Origin of the sequence: Methanoculleus chikugoensis (assembly GCF_900095385.1) — an archaeon.
Classification (GTDB): domain Archaea; phylum Halobacteriota; class Methanomicrobia; order Methanomicrobiales; family Methanoculleaceae; genus Methanoculleus; species Methanoculleus chikugoensis_A.
In genome coordinates, this window is record NZ_FMID01000042.1 from 15,227 (window position 1) to 31,635 (window position 16,409).

The following is a 16,409-nucleotide window of genomic DNA, read 5'->3' on the forward strand; positions in this document are numbered from 1 at the left end:
GCAGCGGCCGGATTTGAACTCCGCAGATGTGAGAACGCAAAGGGAAGGATTCCCGGTCTGTGAGGGGTGGAACCGCCCCGTGCTCTGACCTGTAAAAAATAAAAGTTCAGGAGGTCGCCAGGTACCGGTCGAGTTCCCAGGGGTGAACCGTCGTCCGGTATCCTTCCCACTCGGCCCCGGCAACGCTCGTGAGCGCCTCGACGACGTGGAGGCCGAGCGCCTTGCAGATGAGGTCGTCGGCGAGCAGCGCCCGGTGGGCTTCGTGGAGGTCGCCGGGCAGCGTCTCGATTCCGTTCCGGCCCCGCTCGTCGGCCGTCATGTGGAAGATGTTCTTGTGAGCATCGTCCGGGGGCTCGATCTCCTGCCGGACGCCCTCCATTCCGGCGGCGAGCATCGCCGTGAAGGCGAGGTAGGGGTTGCAGGTGGGATCAGGGCTGCGGAACTCGACCCGGGTGCTGTTGCCGCGGGGCGCCGGAACCCGGACGAGGGCCGAGCGGTTGCTCGCGCTCCAGCTGACGTAGCAGGGCGCTTCATAACCCGGAACGAGCCGTTTGTAGGAGTTGATCGTCGGGTTCGCGACCCGGGTGACGGCCTTTGCGTGGCGAAGCAGCCCGCCGATGAAGTGCATGCAGGTCGTCGAGAGCTGCCGCGGCGCATCCGGGTCATAGAAGGCATTCTTCCCGTCCTTTGCGAGCGAGCAGTTGGTGTGCATCCCGCTCCCGTTGATGCCCTGAATCGGCTTTGCCATGAAGGACGCGTGCAGGCCGCGCATCAGCGCCATCGTCTTGACCGCGAACTTGAACGTGATGACGTTGTCGGCGGTATGGAGGGCGTCGCTGTACTTGAAATCGATCTCGTGCTGGCTCTCGGCGACCTCGTGGTGCGACGCCTCGATATCGAAGCCCATCTCGGTGAGCGCGAGGATCGCCTCGCGCCGGAGGTCCTCCGCGAGATCGGTCGGCGCGAGGTCGAAGTAGCCGCCGACGTCCTGGAACCCGGTGGTCGGCCGACCGTCGAGCATCTTGAAGAGGAAGAACTCCAGTTCCGGGCCGGTGTTGAAGATGTAGCCGTCCTTCGCGGCATCCTCCATCGCCCGCCGGAGCACGTAGCGCGGGTCGCCCTCGAACGGCGTGCCGTCCGGCTTGCAGACGTCGCAGATGAACCGGGCGACGCTCTTCTCCCGGGGCCGCCATGGGAGGAGGGTGTAGGTCGAGAGGTCGGGTTTGAGGACCATGTCGGACTCCTCGATCCGGACGAACCCCTCGATCGACGACCCGTCGAACCCGATGCCGTCGGTCAGCGCCTTCCCGACCTGCTTCGCCGGGATGGAGACATTCTTGGGCATGCCCAGGAGATCGGTGAACTGCAGCCGGAGGAACCGGACGTTGTCCTGCTCGATGCGCTCAAGCATCGCTGAGATGTTGTCGCCAGACATGTAGAAGGAAACTTCCTTCCAATATTATTTATACTTGACGCATTAACATCTGTCAGAGCGTTCCCCAACCACCCCGGGTGGAGGGGAGCGGATCGACCGTGATGGTTATGTGCGGCATAATAGGCGTAATGGACAGATCCCGCCGGACGATGGACGGTTCCGGCATCCGACAGGCCCTCTCTATGATGAACGAGCGCGGCAGCGGCGAGGGGGCGGGGTACGCAGCCTACGGCATCTATCCCGATTACCGGGATTGCTACGCCCTCCACGTCTTCTTCGACAACGTCCGCGAGAACAAGCCGCTCCTCGACTCGACGCTCGCGCAGTGGGGGACGGTCGAGCACGACGAGGCGATCCCGACCTACGATCGGCCGAACCTCCGGGCGGTTCACACCCCCTGGCGCTACTTCTTCAGGCCCGACCCGTCCCTCGGAACACCGGAGGATGAGATCGTCAGCGCCCTCGTGATGCAGGTCAACGCCGCCCGCCGCGGCGCGCTCATCGTCTCCTCCGGCAAGGACCTTGGGGTCTTCAAGGCCGGCGGGTGGCCCGAGGACGTTGCGGACTTCTACCGGATCGAGGACTACGAGGGCTACATCTGGCTCGCGCACAACCGCTACCCGACGAACACCCCCGGGTGGTGGGGCGGCGCGCACCCGTTCAACCTCCTCGACTGGAGCGTCGTACACAACGGCGAGATCACCTCCTACGGGACGAACCGGCGCTACATCGAGAGTCTTGGCTACACCTGCACGATGCACACCGACACCGAGGTCGTCGCATACCTGATCGACCTCCTGGTGCGGCGGCACGGCCTTGACGTCGAGCTCGCGGTCCGGGCGCTCGCCCCGCCCTTCTGGGAGGAGATCGACCGGATGCCCGAGGCCGAGCGGGAGTGGAACAGAGCCCTCCGGCTCGCCTACGCATCCGCCATGATGAACGGGCCGTTCGCCATCGTGGCCGCGAACCGCGATATGATAGTCGGGTTCACCGACCGGGGCAAGCTCCGCCCGATGGTCGTCGGCGAGTGCGGCGACCGGCTCTACATCGCAAGCGAAGAGGCCGCGATCCGGGCGATGGAACCGCAGGTCGAATCGATCAGGATGCCGGCCGCGGGCGAGCCGGTGATCGGGAGGGTTGCCCCGTGACGATCGGGAGCCTCCCTTCCCGTTACCGGATCGGGATCGACACCGTCCGGTGCATGGAGTGCGGGCGGTGCATCGAGAACTGCTCCTACGGCGTTTTCCGGTTGGACGGCGACCGGATCTTCGTCAACTCCCGGAACTGCACCGCATGCCACCGCTGCATCGCCTGCTGCCCACGGGACGCCATCAGCCTCGAGGAGCACCCCTGCGACTACCGGAGCCACCCCCTCTGGACGCGGGAGGCGCGGGAGGCGATCTACAACCAGGCCCGGACGGGCAAGATCATCCTCGCGGGGATGGGCAACGCCCTCGACTACCCGGTCATCTTCGACCGCCTGGTGCTGGACGCCTGCCAGGTCACGAACCCGAGCCTCGACCCGCTCCGCGAGCCGATCGAACTGGTGACCCATCTCGGGAAGAGGCCGGCGCGGCTCGATCTCCGGCGGCGGGAGGGCGGCGACGTCGAACTTTCGACCCGCCTCACCCCGAACCTCCGGATCGAGACTCCCGTGATGATCGGGCACATGAGTTACGGAGCGATCAGCCTCAACGCCCAGGTTGCCATGGCCCGGGCGGCCAAAAAGACCGGGACGTTCATGGGCACCGGGGAAGGCGGGCTGCACGCCGCACTCCACCCCTACCAGGACCGGATGATCGTCCAGGTCGCGTCCGGGCGGTTCGGCGTGAACATCGATTACCTGGAGCGCGGCGCCGCGATCGAGATCAAGATCGGCCAGGGGGCGAAGCCCGGCATCGGCGGCCACCTCCCGGGGGAGAAGGTCTGCGCCGAGATCTCCCGGACACGGATGATCCCGGAGGGAAGCGACGCGATCAGCCCCGCACCGCACCACGACATCTACAGCATCGAGGATCTCGCCCAGCTCGTCCGGGGCCTCAAGGAGGCGACGGAGTGGAAGAAACCGGTCTTCGTGAAGATCGCCGCCGTCCACAACGCCGCCGCCATCGCCGCCGGGATCGCCCGCTCGCCGGCCGATGCGGTCGTCGTCGACGGGTTCCGCGGCGGCACCGGCGCGGCGCCTATGGTCCTTCGCGACCACGTCGGCATCCCGATCGAGGCGGCGGTCGCGAGCGTGGACCAAAAACTCCGCGACCAGGGGATCAGAAACGAGATATCCGTCATCGCGAGCGGTGGCATCCGGGGAAGCGCCGACATCGCGAAGGCGATCGCCCTCGGGGCGGACGCGGTCTACATCGGCACCGCCGCGCTCGCCGCGATGGGCTGCCGGGTCTGCGGGAACTGCTACCGCGGCCTCTGCCCCTGGGGGATCGCCACCCAGCGGCCCGGCCTCGTGGCGCGCCTCGACCCCGACGAGGCGTCGGAACTGGTGGCGAACCTGATCCGGGCGTGGACGCTCGAACTCGCCGAACTCCTGGGTGCCGCCGGGATCAACAGCATCGAGAGCCTGCGGGGCAACCGCGACCGGCTCCGGGGCTACATGCTCGACGAGGGGCTGATGCAGGTGCTCGACGTCAGAGCGGTGGGGGCGTGAACGCCCTCACGACGTCGCGACCTCGACGCACTCCCTCCGCGTCCCGATCCGGGCTAGCGCGCCGCACATCCCGGGGACATAGGCGAGGGCTTTCCCCGAGTCGACCATGATCGAAGCGAACTCGTCCATCCGGGGCGAGACGACCATGCAGGTGTCCGGGATCACCCGGGCGCCGCTCCGCTCGATGACGCTCACGAGGTCGGGGTTCGCCGCTGCAACCCCCTTTGCAGCAAAGACGTAGAAGGGTTTCGTCGTCTTCTTCCCCCGGAGGAGTTCCGCGAGTTCACGGAGTTCGTCGGCGGAGCAGTGCGGGCACCCGACCGCGACCGCCTCGACCTCGGTCTCCGTAAAGAGTGCCTCGACCTCGGCCTCGGTCACCGTCACCCGGTCGAGATCGCCGGTGTCGAACGAGAAGACCCGGGTCTCCGGGGTGATCTTCTCGACGTGGAAGAGGGCGACCGCCCCGGTCGCCGCCATCGCGGCGCCGAGAGCTTTGAGCTGGTCGCGGTTCGGCCGGATCCCCTGGAATATCGGGATCCGGTTCCCCACCTTCTTCCCGGCAACGTGGCCGATGGCGCCCCAATGGCCGGCGTGCGGGCCCGTGCCGCACTCGACCTCGACGACGACCTGCGGCCGCCGGTTCTCGACGAGATGGAGGCCGTAGTAGGGGGTCTTTCCGATGATCGCCGCAGCAAGGGCGCTCGGCCCGCCTTCCCGGTTCGTCCGGGCGCCGAGAGCCGAGTTTGCGTAGGCGACCGCCGAGGACTCCGACCAGGCCAGGTGCTCCCCGTACTCCGTGATCCGCAGGTAGTAGGGCGTGCAGGTGCACTCCACCCGGATCCCGAGCTTCCGGTAGGCCTCGACGACCTCCGCCTGACGGCGGGCGAACTCCTCGCCGATTCCGAACTCCTGCCACCCCTCCCGCGGCATCCCGATGGGGTTCAAGACCGCCGGGACCGCCGCCCGGGCGTTGAGGCTCTGCAGCCAGGAGAGCCCCCACTTTCCGATGGTCTTGTAGGACGCACCGCTCACCTGGGCGCTCGTGATCGCCACGAGTTTCTCCGCCCCGTAAACCCTCCCGAGCGTGACCAGGATCTCCATCATCTTCTGCCGGGTCTCGCCGAACTCGCCGGCGAGCACCCTCTCATCATCCTTCTCCAGATACATTACACCCACTCCGCTCTCCTGAATTCGTCTTCCTTCCCCATAACTATGGTAGCATCGACACCGACCTTCACGTTCGTCCCGTCGGATAACCGCGTCGGGTCGAGCGACGAGCCCCGGACGCCGGCGACGACCATGATGTCGGTATCGCCCCGGACCCTCGTCGCGATCGCGTATTCGACGTCGTAAGGGTCGTGGATGTCGATATCCTCGTCCACCACCACGACGTGCTTGAGGGAGGTATGGGCGGCAAATGCTGCCATGATGGCGTTCTTCGCGTCCCCCTGCGTGTTCTTGCGGATCTGCACCACCCCATGGAGGTAGCCGGCGCCGCCCTTCGTGAGGAGGACGTCACGCACCGTCGTCACCTCGCCCACAGCGCGGTAGATCTTCGGCTCATACGGTGCCCCCATCAGGAGTTTGTGCTCGTCGCCGGCGGGAAGGATGCCGTGGTAGATGGGGTCTTCCTTGCAGTACATCTTCGTGAACTCGATCACGTGCTGCTGGCGCACGGGGTCGTAGGTCCCGGTGATGTCGACGAACGGGCCTTCCGCCGCTTTTTCGGCACCGATGTAGCCTTCGAGGACGATCTCGGCGTCGGGAACCCGGACGCCGTTCTCGCACTCCCGGACGGGGAGTTCCCCGCCCATCAGTTCCGCCGCGTAGGCGAGCTCCTTCCCCTGCGGGACGCGGGTGCAGGCGGCGAACGTCACCAGCGGATGGGTGCCGACGGTGACGGCGACCGGGAGTTTCTCCCCCCGGGCGAGCGCCGCTTTGAGGAGGGTATGGGTGTGCCGTCCTTCCACCAGACGGGCGACGACTCTATGATCGTCGAGGACCATCATCCGGTGGATGGAGGCGTTCTCCACGCCGTCGTAGCGCGAGAAGACGATCCCGGAGGTGAAGTAGCGCCCGGCGTCGCCGGGGAAGTGCTTCATGACCGGGAGGCGGGAGAGATCGGGCTTGACGCCCCCCTCACACCGCCCGGCATCCACGACGCGGCCGCCGTAGGTCATGCCCGCGAGGTGCGCGACGAGATCACGCTCCTCCACACCGAGCGCCGCTGCAAGCGATCGGCGGTCGGAGAGGAGGTTCATCACCCCCCGGCGGCCGTCGAGGTCGTGGAAGAAGAGGATCTTGTCGGTCCGGCTCGCCATACGGGGAGCCTCGTAGACGGTCGAGCAGGGGCTCTCGATCTCCTCGACCCTGCCCTGCTCCCGCATCAGTTCAATAAAGTTACGCATCGTATCCGCTCCATCGGGTTCCGAGGTTGTGTTCGACCCCCATGTGGTCGAGCACCCGGGCCACCACCATATCGACGAGGTCGTCGATGGTCTCCGGGTGCTGGTAGAAGGGGGGGCTTGCGACCATCACGGTCGCGCCGGCCTCGTCGGCCGCAAGCATATTTTTCAGGTGAATCCGGGAGAGCGGCATCTCCCGCAGCAGGAGGAGGAGGGGGCGCTTCTCCTTGAGGCAGACGTCCGCCGCCCGGGCGATCAGGTTGTCGGCGAACCCGTTGCCGACGGCGGCAAGCGTCTTCATGCTGCAGGGCACGATCGCCATCCCGTCGTAGCGGAACGAGCCGCTCGCTATATCGGCCGCGAGGTCGCTGTTCTCGGCGTATATGGCATCGAACCCCTCGAGGTTCACGCCTTCGATCCCGGCGATCTGCCGGGCGGTATCGGAGATGACGATATGCACCGTTGCCCGTTCGCAGAGCACTTCGAGGAGGCGGCGGGCGTAGACGACGCCGCTCGCCCCGGTGACCCCGACGACGAATTCCTTCTTCATGCGCTCTCCATACTATGTCACTATGAGTTTATCCTGTTTGGTCGCCCGCTTCACCCGGAGGACTTCCATCGCCGCCGCTTCCACGGTGTTCCGGTGCTCCTCTACGGTGTAGACGCCGAGGCGCCACTGCTGCCGCCGGGTGTCGTTCAAGGTATTGATGAGGGGGGAGACCTCCTCGATATCGACCATCGCGTGGCTGTTCCTGACCCGGACCTCCATCGAGAGCGCCCGGGGGAGCGGGGGGATGTCGACCAGGACTTCGTCTTCGATGATCCCGGCGGCCTCGGCGATCTCGCGGGCGATATCCCGCTCCCGGGCGGGGCCGAGGTCCTGCCGGAGGGCTGCGGCGTTCACCCGGTCTTCGCCGATATACAGCGCCCGCTTGTAGAGGTCGCGGGCGTAGACCCGGCGGGCGAGGTCGCGGGTAATTTCGCAGGAAGAGTGCTTCAGCCGCTCCATGCAGGCGGCGTCGTCCATCCGCATCAGTTCGTGTGCGTCCGTGCCCGGGACGTTCCGCACCTCCTCGCGGAGGGCGTGGACGAACATGCTCGTCGCGATCCGGCTCACGTGGTGGAAGTAGACCGCCGGGCGCATCAGCGTCCGGGCTATGAGGAGCGACTCGGCGGCGTTGATCCCGCCTTCGTGCAGGGCGATGCCCGATTCGGTGAAGATAGTGCTCCGGATCAGCCGGTGTGCGTCGACCGTCCCGTAGGGGACGCCGGTGTAGTGGGCGTCCCGCATCAGGTAGTCCATCCGGTCGACGTCCAGGCTGCCGTGGATGATGCTCGCGAGGCGGTGCTTCCCCGCAACGACGGCGCAGACCTCGGCGGGGTCGAGCCCTTCGCCTTCGAGGATCGCGGCGGTCTCACCCTCGCGGATGAGGTGGTCGATCTCGTGGTGACTCCTCCCCGTGAACTCCTCCATCACCGGCTCGGTGACGTGGGAGAAGGGGCCGTGGCCGATGTCGTGGAGGAGGGCGGCCGTGGTGACGAGCCGCGTCTCACCGTCGTCGAGCCCGAGCTGGCCCGAGATCAGGCCCGCGAGGTGCATCGTCCCGAGCGAGTGCTCGAACCGGCTGTGGTTCGCCCCGGGGTAGACGAGGTTCGCAAACCCGAGCTGGGTGACGTGGCGGAGCCGCTGGACAACCTCCGAGTCGAGCAGCCGGAGCGCGAGCGGTTCCGCCTCGACGTAGCCGTGCACCGGATCTTTGATGATCTTCATCGGTTCTGTTAAGAATCTTGGGAGATGGAAGATAAAGGTATTTGAAGGCGCGCGGCGTGCGGGGCGGTTTTCTTTTGGGGGGAGCGGGGTGTGGGTGTGGGGGTGGAGCGTTCAGGCGGCGGGGTAGGACGCTCCGGCAGGAAAAGGCCGCATAGATAAATTATGCGTTCTGTGGATGATCTGTGATGAGTCCCCCCTCAAAACACGGTTGGTTTGCCTTTTTTCGAGATTAATGACCATAAGTTCATTTCGTTACCTTAAAGGAGGTGTACAAGGAGTCAGATTATGTGAATAACTATGCCAAAGTTTTGTCCCGAGTGCGGGACGCCGTTACAAAGCATTAATGCAAAGTTTTGCCCTGAGTGCGGCACCGGACTGATACAGGGAACGCTGACACCCATTGCCACCGCCGGAACCCAGATCCAACCCTCTACAGACGATGACTGGTCAAAGCCTATCGACTGGTCGGAAGAGGAATACCCGGAAGAAGTTACCCCGTCACCCGTGAACGCCTACGAGCTTGGGACGAAGCTGGAAGAGATTGTCGATTCAATTTACCAAGCGGAGGGCTACAAGACCGAACGGCGGGTCAGGATGCCCGGGCAAGGCGGCTATACAAACGAGATCGATGTCATCGCTAGGAGAAGGAAAGAGCAGGTCGCTATCGAGTGCAAGAATTTTACATCCGCAGTCGGCATCAAAGAGATCCGGGACTTCTCCAAGAAACTTGATGACCTCGGTCCTGGCTGGCGTGGTGTCTTCGCCGCTTTCAACGACTTCACGCTTGATGCCCAGAACTTCGCAGAGAGCAGGAACATCGAGACCCTCGGTCACGAAGACATCATGGAAAAGTGGTTCGCTGTCTCTGCCGGCAGAGTCAGCCGGCAGGGAGAGCGACTGACGTTAAGATCCGCTCTGTCTATCAAGTCCGATTACCTCATGGTGACGACATTGCCGCTGCAAAACAAACATCTGGTCGAGGTAAGCAGCGCCCGGCTTACTTTCCATCCCTACGTCAAAGTCCCGTATACCTTCAAAGCCCGGGTCTACGATCCGACCAAGAAGCTTCATAGGTTTTCCGACGACGGGACGGTCGTCATCGATCTGCTCGACGGCAAGGTGCTCAACAAGCAGGCCAAGAAAGGGGGTTCCATCTTAAACTCCCTGAGTTCCTCGAAGCAGAGCGCCGACAATGTTCAAACGCTCAAGACCTTCAGGGAAGTGATGGACTTCTCGCCCTCCCCTGAATACTCCATAACGATCGGTTCAGACTATCAGATCACCGAACTGAAACCCGAAGTTACCAAGCGTACGGTAGAGAGAGCGACAATCGAATACATCACGGCAAGGAATACTCAGGACATGGCGTATACCCCTGCAAAAGGGGATGTCATTCTGGACATAAGACACCGAAAGTTCGTGCCGCGAAGGAGCGACATAAAACTCTTCAAGAGTGAAATGGTTCTGGTCCCCAAATGGGCGATTTATTTCAACGCGTTCGGCACAATTTACACGAAAGAAGTCTTCGCTCACTCCGGGACCGTCCTTGAGAATACCATCCAGTACTGCCCGCAGCACTTCAAGCTCGGTGCCATCAACGTCAAGAAAGAGACCACTGCCGTATGTGAGGTTTGCGGCAAGGCCTATTGCAGTGAGCACATCTCTCAATGTCCTGTCTGCGGGAGATGGGTCTGTAGCGATCACGCTTCGGTCTGCAGTTCATGTGGCAAGACGTTCTGCAAAGAGCATGCGAGTAAGATCTGTCGGGGGTGCCACCAGCCGCTCTGCTCCGATTGCGAGGTCGAATGTCCGATCTGTCACAAGCCATACGGAGCGAACCATACCCTGATCTGCGATAAGTGCGGGGCGGCCGTCTGTCCGAGTTGTATCACGACATCGGGGTTACTGCGGAAGACGAGAATATGTAAGAACTGCCAATAATTTTTAGACCTGAATTTTAGGGATGATATCGAAGTATTAGAATAGTTTGTCCAACTTCTTTTCAAGAAAACTCTCTATATCCGTCGTATAGGCCAGCAACAGAACTGCACACTTCTTATCGACAGGTTCCCACCACGCACAACCTTCACGGAGACATTCTGCCTTAATCAGGGGACAAAGCATACAGGGCGTCAGCTTACGGGCCGATAAACGTTCCCAAGTTAATTTACTCTTCTAATTCATTTTGGGCCAGCTCCGGCTTCCGATGCATCCGCGCCTGCAACTTACAAATACTGCCCCCTAATTTCCCAGTACACCCAGACTCTGGATGGATGCCTCCCAGACCAGCACCGCAACGCTGACTGCTTACAACCACATCGGGTCAGTGAGGCAGTACAGCCCGATACCGATTGCGATCACCGGAGGCTAAGTTCGGGGATGAGGATGGAGAGTTCGGGCTTCTAGGTTATAGTTACCTGCTGGCCTGTCATGATGCAGGGTTGCGGCGGGAGAGAGAAAAAAGGGTTGCAGAAAGGATGTAGAATAAATTATTATAGATTAAAACTTGAGACAACCATCTCTTCTGTATATAATACGTCATTACTAGAATTATATTCTAACTTCACTTTTATGTTGGATAATGCATAGAGGTCACATAATTTGTAACCTGCCACTTTCCAGTATTTCTCCCTCTCTTCCCGAATATCCCAAGCAATTACTAAGTGCCTAGCGTCGGAGTCAATTTTGGTTCCTGTGCTATAATAAAAAGAACGAAGACCATTATCCCAGTTCTTGCTGACAACTTTAGACTCCAGATATGTTACTCTCCCGAAAGCATCAACAACTTTCATGTCTGGATAGCCAGATTTTTTTAATTGAGTTGGCTTCAACGTTGTTTTTTTCAATTCTTCCACAAAAACTTCTTCAAACTGTTTACCAACATCATTTGGTCTTTCACCGTGATATCGAGTCCTAGTTCTGTCGATATAGCGTATAAAGTTACGAGCAGCCTTTTCTAACTCATTAAAAAGAACTAAATCATCGGGATTATTCCCAGGATCTAACTTTTCTACTTTGAAACCGGTTGTTCCTTCAACTAGGTCCGGGAAAGCAACTTTTCCAGATATCTGGGCAACCATAGAATGTAATTCCTGAAAAGAGGGGATTTTGGTCATCAATAGACCATATTAGTTAACTGGCTAAAAAGCTTTCTCCTGAGTTGCTTTCAGTTTTGATGCCTCCACATGGTATACGAGCGTTTGCAATATCTATGTAGGTCGGATCTATTTCAAAGCCGATATAGTTGACACCTAGTCTGGCACATGCAACTGCGGTTGTCCCTATGCCCATGAACGGATCTAAAACCAAGCTTGTGCGGTCAAGCCCGTGATCCAGAATGCACATCTCAGGTAATTTTGTTGGAAACACCGCTGGATGCGGTCGTGAATCTTGTATTGTTTCATAGGGGATGAACCATGTATTACCCCGGTCTCGCTTATCTGAGCCATTAGGAGATTTCCATCGTTTAATGTTGCTCTTATCTTGGTATGGAACACCAATCGCAATTTTATCGAGCTTTACAGTGCCCGTTTTGGTAAAGTGGAAAATAAACTCATGACAGTCATGATGAAATCTCTGGCTGTTGACTGGCTTATAGTGACCAACGGCGATGTCCTTATCGAACTTCGCATATTTTTTAACCTGCTCCCCAGGTATGGCAATAGACTTTATCCAGTGAATCATATTTTGCAGGGCAAACAAATCTTCGAATGCAAGAGCGACTTTCATCGGGATCCAGGGATTTGTGAGCGTCCCTCCAATGTTTAGGAAAAAAGACCCGTCATCCTTCATCACCCGTTTGCACTCGATTGCAACTTTATGCAGCCAATCGAGATATTCCTGCTCGGATTTTTTATCTTCATAGGTATTATATTGGATGCCGATGTTATACGGCGGTGATGTCACAATAACGTCTACAGAGTTATCCTTCATTTTCTTTAGTCCTGCTAAACAATCCATTTGATATATCCTATTTACTTCGGTGATCTCAGTCATAACCTGCTCCCTGCATTTTTCTGTTAAAATACGCCTTACTCTGTAGTTGGGTCACTGGTAACAGGATCCAATAAGATTATTTTCACTCGCTTCCCTACCCAGTCGACTGGCACGTACACCCTACCCGAGTTTCCAGAATTTTTTACAGTTTTCTCTAATATTTGGAATCCGTTTATTTTTATTTCCATTTGTTCGTTCATAAATTCAAATTGTAGCCATACAATAAATACATTGTGCTATTATATAGCCACAATTAGGTTAATAATCTTCTACTATCTTGAGAGAAAGTTGTTTTGGAATCAGGGGATAGAATTGACCTAGCCCTAGTTTTGAGCATGTATTATTCTACCTACTGGAGTGTGCATACTGCTTCCCAATCACGGCAGCGCCATGACCATGACCCAAGTGAGTTGAGGTCCCAGTCAGTCAGATGCGAAAAGATGCAATAGTATTAGATGGTATTGGAATGATTTGGGATGAATTATAATACAGTGTGATACACTGTGTTACAGTGGGTTAAATTGGATTAAGAGGCACTAAATGGCTTATTTTCGACATCGTCGGCGACAAGAATATATATGCTGACAAGCTAATTAGAATTACAATCAATAGGGGGTGTCAGAAGAGTCTGAAACGAGATGATCAGAGATGGACGATGTTCGCGCATCAGTCCATCTGATCAAATCTCCTAAATAGATGCAATTTCACCAATTGCTATATCTATTCTAGGCGTTTTGGTATAAAAAAGTAGCGCAAATTGAGCAAAAAATGCCGGAGGTTAAAACCTTGATTGGTACGATAATCGCCCTCATCGTAATGGGCGCCATTATCGCATCCATCCCGGTGCTTAAAGATGCAGGAGAAGCTATCGTCGCACTTGGCGTACTTGGCTTCGCCTGCTTAATTGCTGGGATGATCATTGATGCAACAAGTGGAATTGCATGAGGGGAACTAAATCATAAAAACTCAACTCTTTTTTCCCCCTCAAAAATTCCCTGAATCAATCGGACTTTTGGTCTGTTACACGCCACCAATGCCAAGGACACCAGCAAGTTTTTTCCGAATCTCTATCAGATCATCTTTCTCAAGGGTGAATCTATAATTTCCATTGAAATATTCCCGGTTTATTGTGAAGATTTGCTCGCATTTTACAACTGTATCATGTTCCAGCTCAGGATATTTTCGTGCTTCAAGGAGGTAATGATAGAATGACCGCATTACTCCTTTGTCGTTATCCCAGTGATCATCCAGCCGGAAAGAGGTCATTGGAACACAAATAATCGTCAGGTGCCGCGGTCGGGAAACGATCCTGGGGTTCATGACAACAGCAACAAAATGAGCCTTTTTGATCGTATTTGGTGAAACTCCTGTGTGCGCTGTGAGATCAAAAAAATGGACTGAACCAGGACCAATGGGAGATGGTGATGAATGCAAACTTATTCCTCTTTCAATGCAGCCATCTGTAATTCGTGGATATATTCAGGCACTCTATCCTCGTAACCATCATCCATGTTCATCTCTAACTGACAGACACACTCAATTGCCTCTTGGTAATCAATGAAGGAGCAAAACTCATCCATCTCGTAGTCACTCAGCTCAAATTCTTCAATTGGAATCTGATCCATCTTTCCATGGTTCTTCCAGAGTGCCATACGGTGCGTGATCTCGCTGATCTCTTCAGTGTGATATGCTTTGAGTAGTCTTATGATTTTATCAAACAACTCCCTTTCCTCATCGGAGAACAAAGAGCGATTGCATTGCTGCTTTGGATGATATGTATACTTTGTTCGCTCTTCGTCGATCTGCTCGACACAAACATCATATTGCGGCTGAGTTGCTCCAGAGACCTCGAAAGCATGCGCGGGAACTGGCCCTGCTTTCATTCTGATGTATTCATCGTCCAGTAATGTGTTGCCGTAGTTGTTATAGTGGATAAGATCTGTGAAGAACACGAACTTCATTAATTTTGTTCTTCCAATGTCTGGGTACTCCTCCATTGCGTAAAGGAGTGCGTTTAACCTTTTCACCCTCTCCATGATCAGCACGCCCTCTGTCTGAACGCCTCAATGGATATTTGAGTCTATAATGTAATACTATATAATATTTGATATTATTGCCCGCGTTGCTCATCCCTGTTCGCTATAACGACACGGATTCTTTACACGATAGCATTGCTTTTCTGCTTCATACCGTATGCATCCCCACCACAGCAAATGAAACTCTTAACCCCCCGGACACCCCACCTACAATAACATTCAGCCATGATCACCTTCCTCTCCGGCGGATCCGGGACCCTCCCGCTCATCCGGGGCGTCCGCCAGATCCTCTACGACAGCGAGATCGCCGTGGTCGCGAATACCGCCGAGGATCTCTGGATATCGGGGGGCCACTGTGCGCCGGATATCGACACCGCCGTCTTCCTCTTTGCCGGCATCCTCGACACCGGCCGGTGGTGGGGGATCAAGGGCGACACCTACGCCACCCATAACTACCTCCCGAAGGTGGCGGGCGGCGAACCCTTCCCGGTCGGCGACCGTGCCCGGGCCGTCCAGATCGCCCGGGCGGCGCTCCTCCGGGAGGGGCTGACCCTGACCGAGGCGGTCGAGCGCCAGTGCCGCTCGCTCAAGATCGGGGCGACCGCCCTCCCGATGACCGACGGCGACGCCGCCCTCTTCGTCGATACCGGTACCGAACGGATCCCGCTCCTCGAGTACCGGATGGCCGCCGACCCCGGGACCGAAGTCCGGGAACTCGTCGGGCCCGAACCGCCGGCGGTCACGGACAGGGTGCGGGCGGCGATCGAGGCGAGCGACGCCGTCGTGATCGGCCCCGCGAACCCGGCGGCGAGCATCCTCCCCATCCTCGACTGCGCCGGGATGCGGGACCTCCTCCGCGATGCGTTCGTCGTCGCGGTCTCGCCGTTTCGGGGCGGCGCCGCGCCCGACCCAAAGGACGCCGCCCTCATGTACGCCGTCGGCGAACCCCCCACGTCGCCGGCGGTCTCCCGGCTGTATGGGGATATCGTCGACGTCTTCGTCCAGGACATCCACGACCCGGACGACGTCCCCGGATCGCTCCGCCTGGAGACGCGTCTGATGCACGAACGGCAGGCCGAATCGCTCGCCTGGGACATCACGGCGGTCATACGGCACGCGATTTCGTGAAATTGGGGCATTGACCCCCGGACAAAGTTTGGGAAAATTCATATACGCATGGGCTTGATACGCTAATTATCCAATGATAACCTTCCTCTCGGGCGGGACCGGAACCCCGAAACTCCTCCGCGGGATGCGGGAGTTGCTGGACGAGCGGGATATCGCGGTCGTCGTCAACACGGCCGAGGACACCTGGCTCTCCGGCAACCACCTCTCGCCCGACATCGACACGGTCATGTACCTCTTTGCGGGCATCCTCGACACCAACCGGTGGTGGGGGATCCGCAATGACTCCTACGTCACCCACGACCTCCTCGCACGGCTCGGCATCGACGAGTACATCGCCGTCGGCGACCAGGACAGGGCGGTTCACGCCGCACGGGGCGAGATGCTCCGGAGCGGCATGCGGCTGACGGAGATAACCCGCACACTCTGCCGCACGCTCGACGTCCGGGCGACCGTTCTCCCGATGACCGACTCCGTCGTGACGACCTGCGTCCGGACGGCCAGGGGCGAGATGCACTTCCAGGAGTACTGGGTGAAGCACCGCGGCGACATGGCGATCGACGGCGTCGTCCGGAAGTTCGATGCGCCGCCGGTCGCGACCTCCGAGGTGATCGATGCGATCGAGGGAAGCGACGCCGTCGTGATCGGGCCGAGCAACCCCGTCACGAGCATATCCCCGATCCTCGAGTGCACCGGGGTGCGGGAGGCGCTCCGCCGGCAGCACGTCATCGTCGTCAGCCCGTTCATCGGCGATGCGCCGGTCAGCGGCCCGGCGGCCGCCCTGATGCGAGCGTTCGGAAAAGAGCCCTCGTCCGCCGGAACCTACGCTCTCTACGAGGACTTCGTGGACGTCTTCATCCAGGACACCCGCGACCCGGTCGAACTCGAAGGGGCGCTCCGCCAGGACACCCTCATGGTCAACCGGGGCAAGAGCCTCGACCTTGCAAAGAGTATCCTGACCCTGATCTACGGGTGCTGAAAGAGC

Annotated in this window: 16 protein-coding genes and 1 pseudogene; 7 read left to right on the forward strand and 10 right to left on the reverse strand. The window is 58.7% G+C overall.

Annotated elements, in window-relative coordinates:
* Nucleotides 1-106: 106 nt before the first annotated feature.
* Complete coding sequence (locus tag L21_RS08580; protein ID WP_074370065.1) at nt 107-1,435, reverse strand: glutamine synthetase family protein; 1,329 nt, start codon at nt 1,433-1,435, stop codon at nt 107-109.
* Between the two features lie 107 nt (nt 1,436-1,542).
* On the opposite strand from L21_RS08580, the gene L21_RS08585 reads away from it, so the two are divergent.
* Both L21_RS08585 and L21_RS08590 read left to right on the forward strand, forming a co-directional pair.
* Nucleotides 1,543-2,583 carry a class II glutamine amidotransferase gene (locus L21_RS08585; protein WP_074370099.1) on the forward strand — a complete coding sequence of 347 codons (1,041 nt, stop codon included), beginning with the start codon at nt 1,543-1,545 and terminating at the stop codon, nt 2,581-2,583.
* Nucleotides 2,580-4,091 carry a glutamate synthase-related protein gene (locus L21_RS08590; RefSeq protein ID WP_074370066.1) on the forward strand — a complete coding sequence of 504 codons (1,512 nt, stop codon included), beginning with the start codon at nt 2,580-2,582 and terminating at the stop codon, nt 4,089-4,091. The genes L21_RS08585 and L21_RS08590 overlap by 4 nt, the downstream gene beginning before the upstream one ends.
* 6 nt (nt 4,092-4,097) lie before the next feature.
* Here the strand turns inward: L21_RS08590 and L21_RS08595 are convergent, their stop codons facing one another.
* Genes L21_RS08595 through L21_RS08610 form a run of 4 tightly spaced genes read right to left on the reverse strand, consistent with a single transcriptional unit; the run spans nt 4,098 to nt 8,267 of the window.
* On the reverse strand, nt 4,098-5,258 hold the full coding sequence (locus tag L21_RS08595; protein ID WP_074370067.1) for an aconitase X: 1,161 nt from the start codon (nt 5,256-5,258) through the stop codon (nt 4,098-4,100).
* On the reverse strand, nt 5,258-6,499 hold the full coding sequence (locus L21_RS08600; RefSeq protein WP_074370068.1) for a UbiD family decarboxylase: 1,242 nt from the start codon (nt 6,497-6,499) through the stop codon (nt 5,258-5,260). The genes L21_RS08595 and L21_RS08600 overlap by 1 nt, the downstream gene beginning before the upstream one ends.
* Entirely contained in the window at nt 6,492-7,046 is a 555-nt protein-coding gene (locus tag L21_RS08605; RefSeq protein WP_074370069.1) for a UbiX family flavin prenyltransferase, read from the reverse strand. Before L21_RS08605 ends, L21_RS08600 begins: the two co-directional genes overlap by 8 nt.
* Before the next feature lie 12 nt (nt 7,047-7,058).
* The gene (locus L21_RS08610; RefSeq protein WP_074370070.1) at nt 7,059-8,267 is read right to left on the reverse strand and encodes an HD domain-containing protein; all 1,209 of its coding nucleotides are present in this window, start codon (nt 8,265-8,267) and stop codon (nt 7,059-7,061) included.
* A gap of 297 nt (nt 8,268-8,564) precedes the next feature.
* Between L21_RS08610 and L21_RS14605 the strand changes: the two are divergent.
* Both L21_RS14605 and L21_RS08615 read left to right on the forward strand, forming a co-directional pair.
* Nucleotides 8,565-8,639: pseudogene (locus L21_RS14605) on the forward strand (zinc-ribbon domain-containing protein); the annotation flags it as partial.
* A 132-nt stretch (nt 8,640-8,771) separates the two neighbouring features.
* Nucleotides 8,772-10,208 carry a restriction endonuclease gene (locus tag L21_RS08615; protein WP_256712821.1) on the forward strand — a complete coding sequence of 479 codons (1,437 nt, stop codon included), beginning with the start codon at nt 8,772-8,774 and terminating at the stop codon, nt 10,206-10,208.
* A 551-nt stretch (nt 10,209-10,759) separates the two neighbouring features.
* Here L21_RS08615 and L21_RS13855 read toward each other — a convergent pair.
* The 3 genes from L21_RS13855 to L21_RS08625 are packed head-to-tail and all read right to left on the reverse strand — an operon-like array spanning nt 10,760 to nt 12,463.
* On the reverse strand, nt 10,760-11,383 hold the full coding sequence (locus L21_RS13855) for a hypothetical protein (RefSeq protein ID WP_143727251.1): 624 nt from the start codon (nt 11,381-11,383) through the stop codon (nt 10,760-10,762).
* 16 nt (nt 11,384-11,399) lie between these two features.
* Nucleotides 11,400-12,263 (reverse strand): DNA-methyltransferase, encoded by an 864-nt coding sequence (locus L21_RS08620; RefSeq protein ID WP_074370072.1) that lies wholly within the window; start codon nt 12,261-12,263, stop codon nt 11,400-11,402.
* Between the two features lie 35 nt (nt 12,264-12,298).
* Nucleotides 12,299-12,463, reverse strand: a complete 165-nt coding sequence (locus tag L21_RS08625) for a DUF2080 family transposase-associated protein (protein WP_074370073.1) — start codon at nt 12,461-12,463, stop codon at nt 12,299-12,301.
* Nucleotides 12,464-13,031: 568 nt separating this feature from the next.
* Between L21_RS08625 and L21_RS14130 the strand changes: the two genes are divergently transcribed.
* Complete coding sequence (locus tag L21_RS14130; protein ID WP_178377707.1) at nt 13,032-13,208, forward strand: hypothetical protein; 177 nt, start codon at nt 13,032-13,034, stop codon at nt 13,206-13,208.
* A 75-nt stretch (nt 13,209-13,283) separates the two neighbouring features.
* Here L21_RS14130 and L21_RS08630 read toward each other — a convergent pair whose 3' ends face one another.
* Nucleotides 13,284-13,697: a type II toxin-antitoxin system PemK/MazF family toxin gene (locus L21_RS08630; protein WP_074370074.1), complete on the reverse strand. Its 414-nt coding sequence runs from the start codon at nt 13,695-13,697 to the stop codon at nt 13,284-13,286.
* A 2-nt stretch (nt 13,698-13,699) separates the two neighbouring features.
* Nucleotides 13,700-14,299: a type II toxin-antitoxin system antitoxin SocA domain-containing protein gene (locus tag L21_RS08635; protein ID WP_256712835.1), complete on the reverse strand. Its 600-nt coding sequence runs from the start codon at nt 14,297-14,299 to the stop codon at nt 13,700-13,702.
* A 225-nt stretch (nt 14,300-14,524) separates the two neighbouring features.
* Between L21_RS08635 and L21_RS08640 the strand changes: the two genes are divergently transcribed.
* Together L21_RS08640 and cofD are read left to right on the forward strand one after the other, a co-directional pair.
* A complete protein-coding gene (locus tag L21_RS08640; protein WP_074370076.1) occupies nt 14,525-15,427 on the forward strand; it encodes a 2-phospho-L-lactate transferase CofD family protein in 903 nt (300 codons plus the stop codon).
* A gap of 73 nt (nt 15,428-15,500) precedes the next feature.
* Nucleotides 15,501-16,403, forward strand: coding sequence for a 2-phospho-L-lactate transferase (gene cofD, locus L21_RS08645; RefSeq protein ID WP_074370077.1), 903 nt, complete (start codon nt 15,501-15,503; stop codon nt 16,401-16,403).
* The last annotated feature ends 6 nt before the right edge of the window (nt 16,404-16,409 follow it).

What these genes read in the sequence shown, in the direction of transcription:
- L21_RS08625 (WP_074370073.1), bottom strand. Translation starts at nt 12,463, where the DNA reads ATGAACGAACAAATGGAAATAAAAATAAACGGATTCCAAATATTAGAG.
- L21_RS14130 (WP_178377707.1), top strand. Translation starts at nt 13,032, where the DNA reads ATGCCGGAGGTTAAAACCTTGATTGGTACGATAATCGCCCTCATCGTA.
- L21_RS08595 (WP_074370067.1), bottom strand. Translation starts at nt 5,258, where the DNA reads ATGTATCTGGAGAAGGATGATGAGAGGGTGCTCGCCGGCGAGTTCGGC.
- L21_RS08580 (WP_074370065.1), bottom strand. Translation starts at nt 1,435, where the DNA reads ATGTCTGGCGACAACATCTCAGCGATGCTTGAGCGCATCGAGCAGGAC.
- L21_RS08640 (WP_074370076.1), top strand. Translation starts at nt 14,525, where the DNA reads ATGATCACCTTCCTCTCCGGCGGATCCGGGACCCTCCCGCTCATCCGG.
- L21_RS08605 (WP_074370069.1), bottom strand. Translation starts at nt 7,046, where the DNA reads ATGAAGAAGGAATTCGTCGTCGGGGTCACCGGGGCGAGCGGCGTCGTC.
- L21_RS08585 (WP_074370099.1), top strand. Translation starts at nt 1,543, where the DNA reads ATGTGCGGCATAATAGGCGTAATGGACAGATCCCGCCGGACGATGGAC.
- L21_RS08635 (WP_256712835.1), bottom strand. Translation starts at nt 14,299, where the DNA reads ATGGAGAGGGTGAAAAGGTTAAACGCACTCCTTTACGCAATGGAGGAG.
- L21_RS08620 (WP_074370072.1), bottom strand. Translation starts at nt 12,263, where the DNA reads ATGACTGAGATCACCGAAGTAAATAGGATATATCAAATGGATTGTTTA.
- L21_RS08610 (WP_074370070.1), bottom strand. Translation starts at nt 8,267, where the DNA reads ATGAAGATCATCAAAGATCCGGTGCACGGCTACGTCGAGGCGGAACCG.
- cofD (WP_074370077.1), top strand. Translation starts at nt 15,501, where the DNA reads ATGATAACCTTCCTCTCGGGCGGGACCGGAACCCCGAAACTCCTCCGC.
- L21_RS08600 (WP_074370068.1), bottom strand. Translation starts at nt 6,499, where the DNA reads ATGCGTAACTTTATTGAACTGATGCGGGAGCAGGGCAGGGTCGAGGAG.
- L21_RS13855 (WP_143727251.1), bottom strand. Translation starts at nt 11,383, where the DNA reads ATGACCAAAATCCCCTCTTTTCAGGAATTACATTCTATGGTTGCCCAG.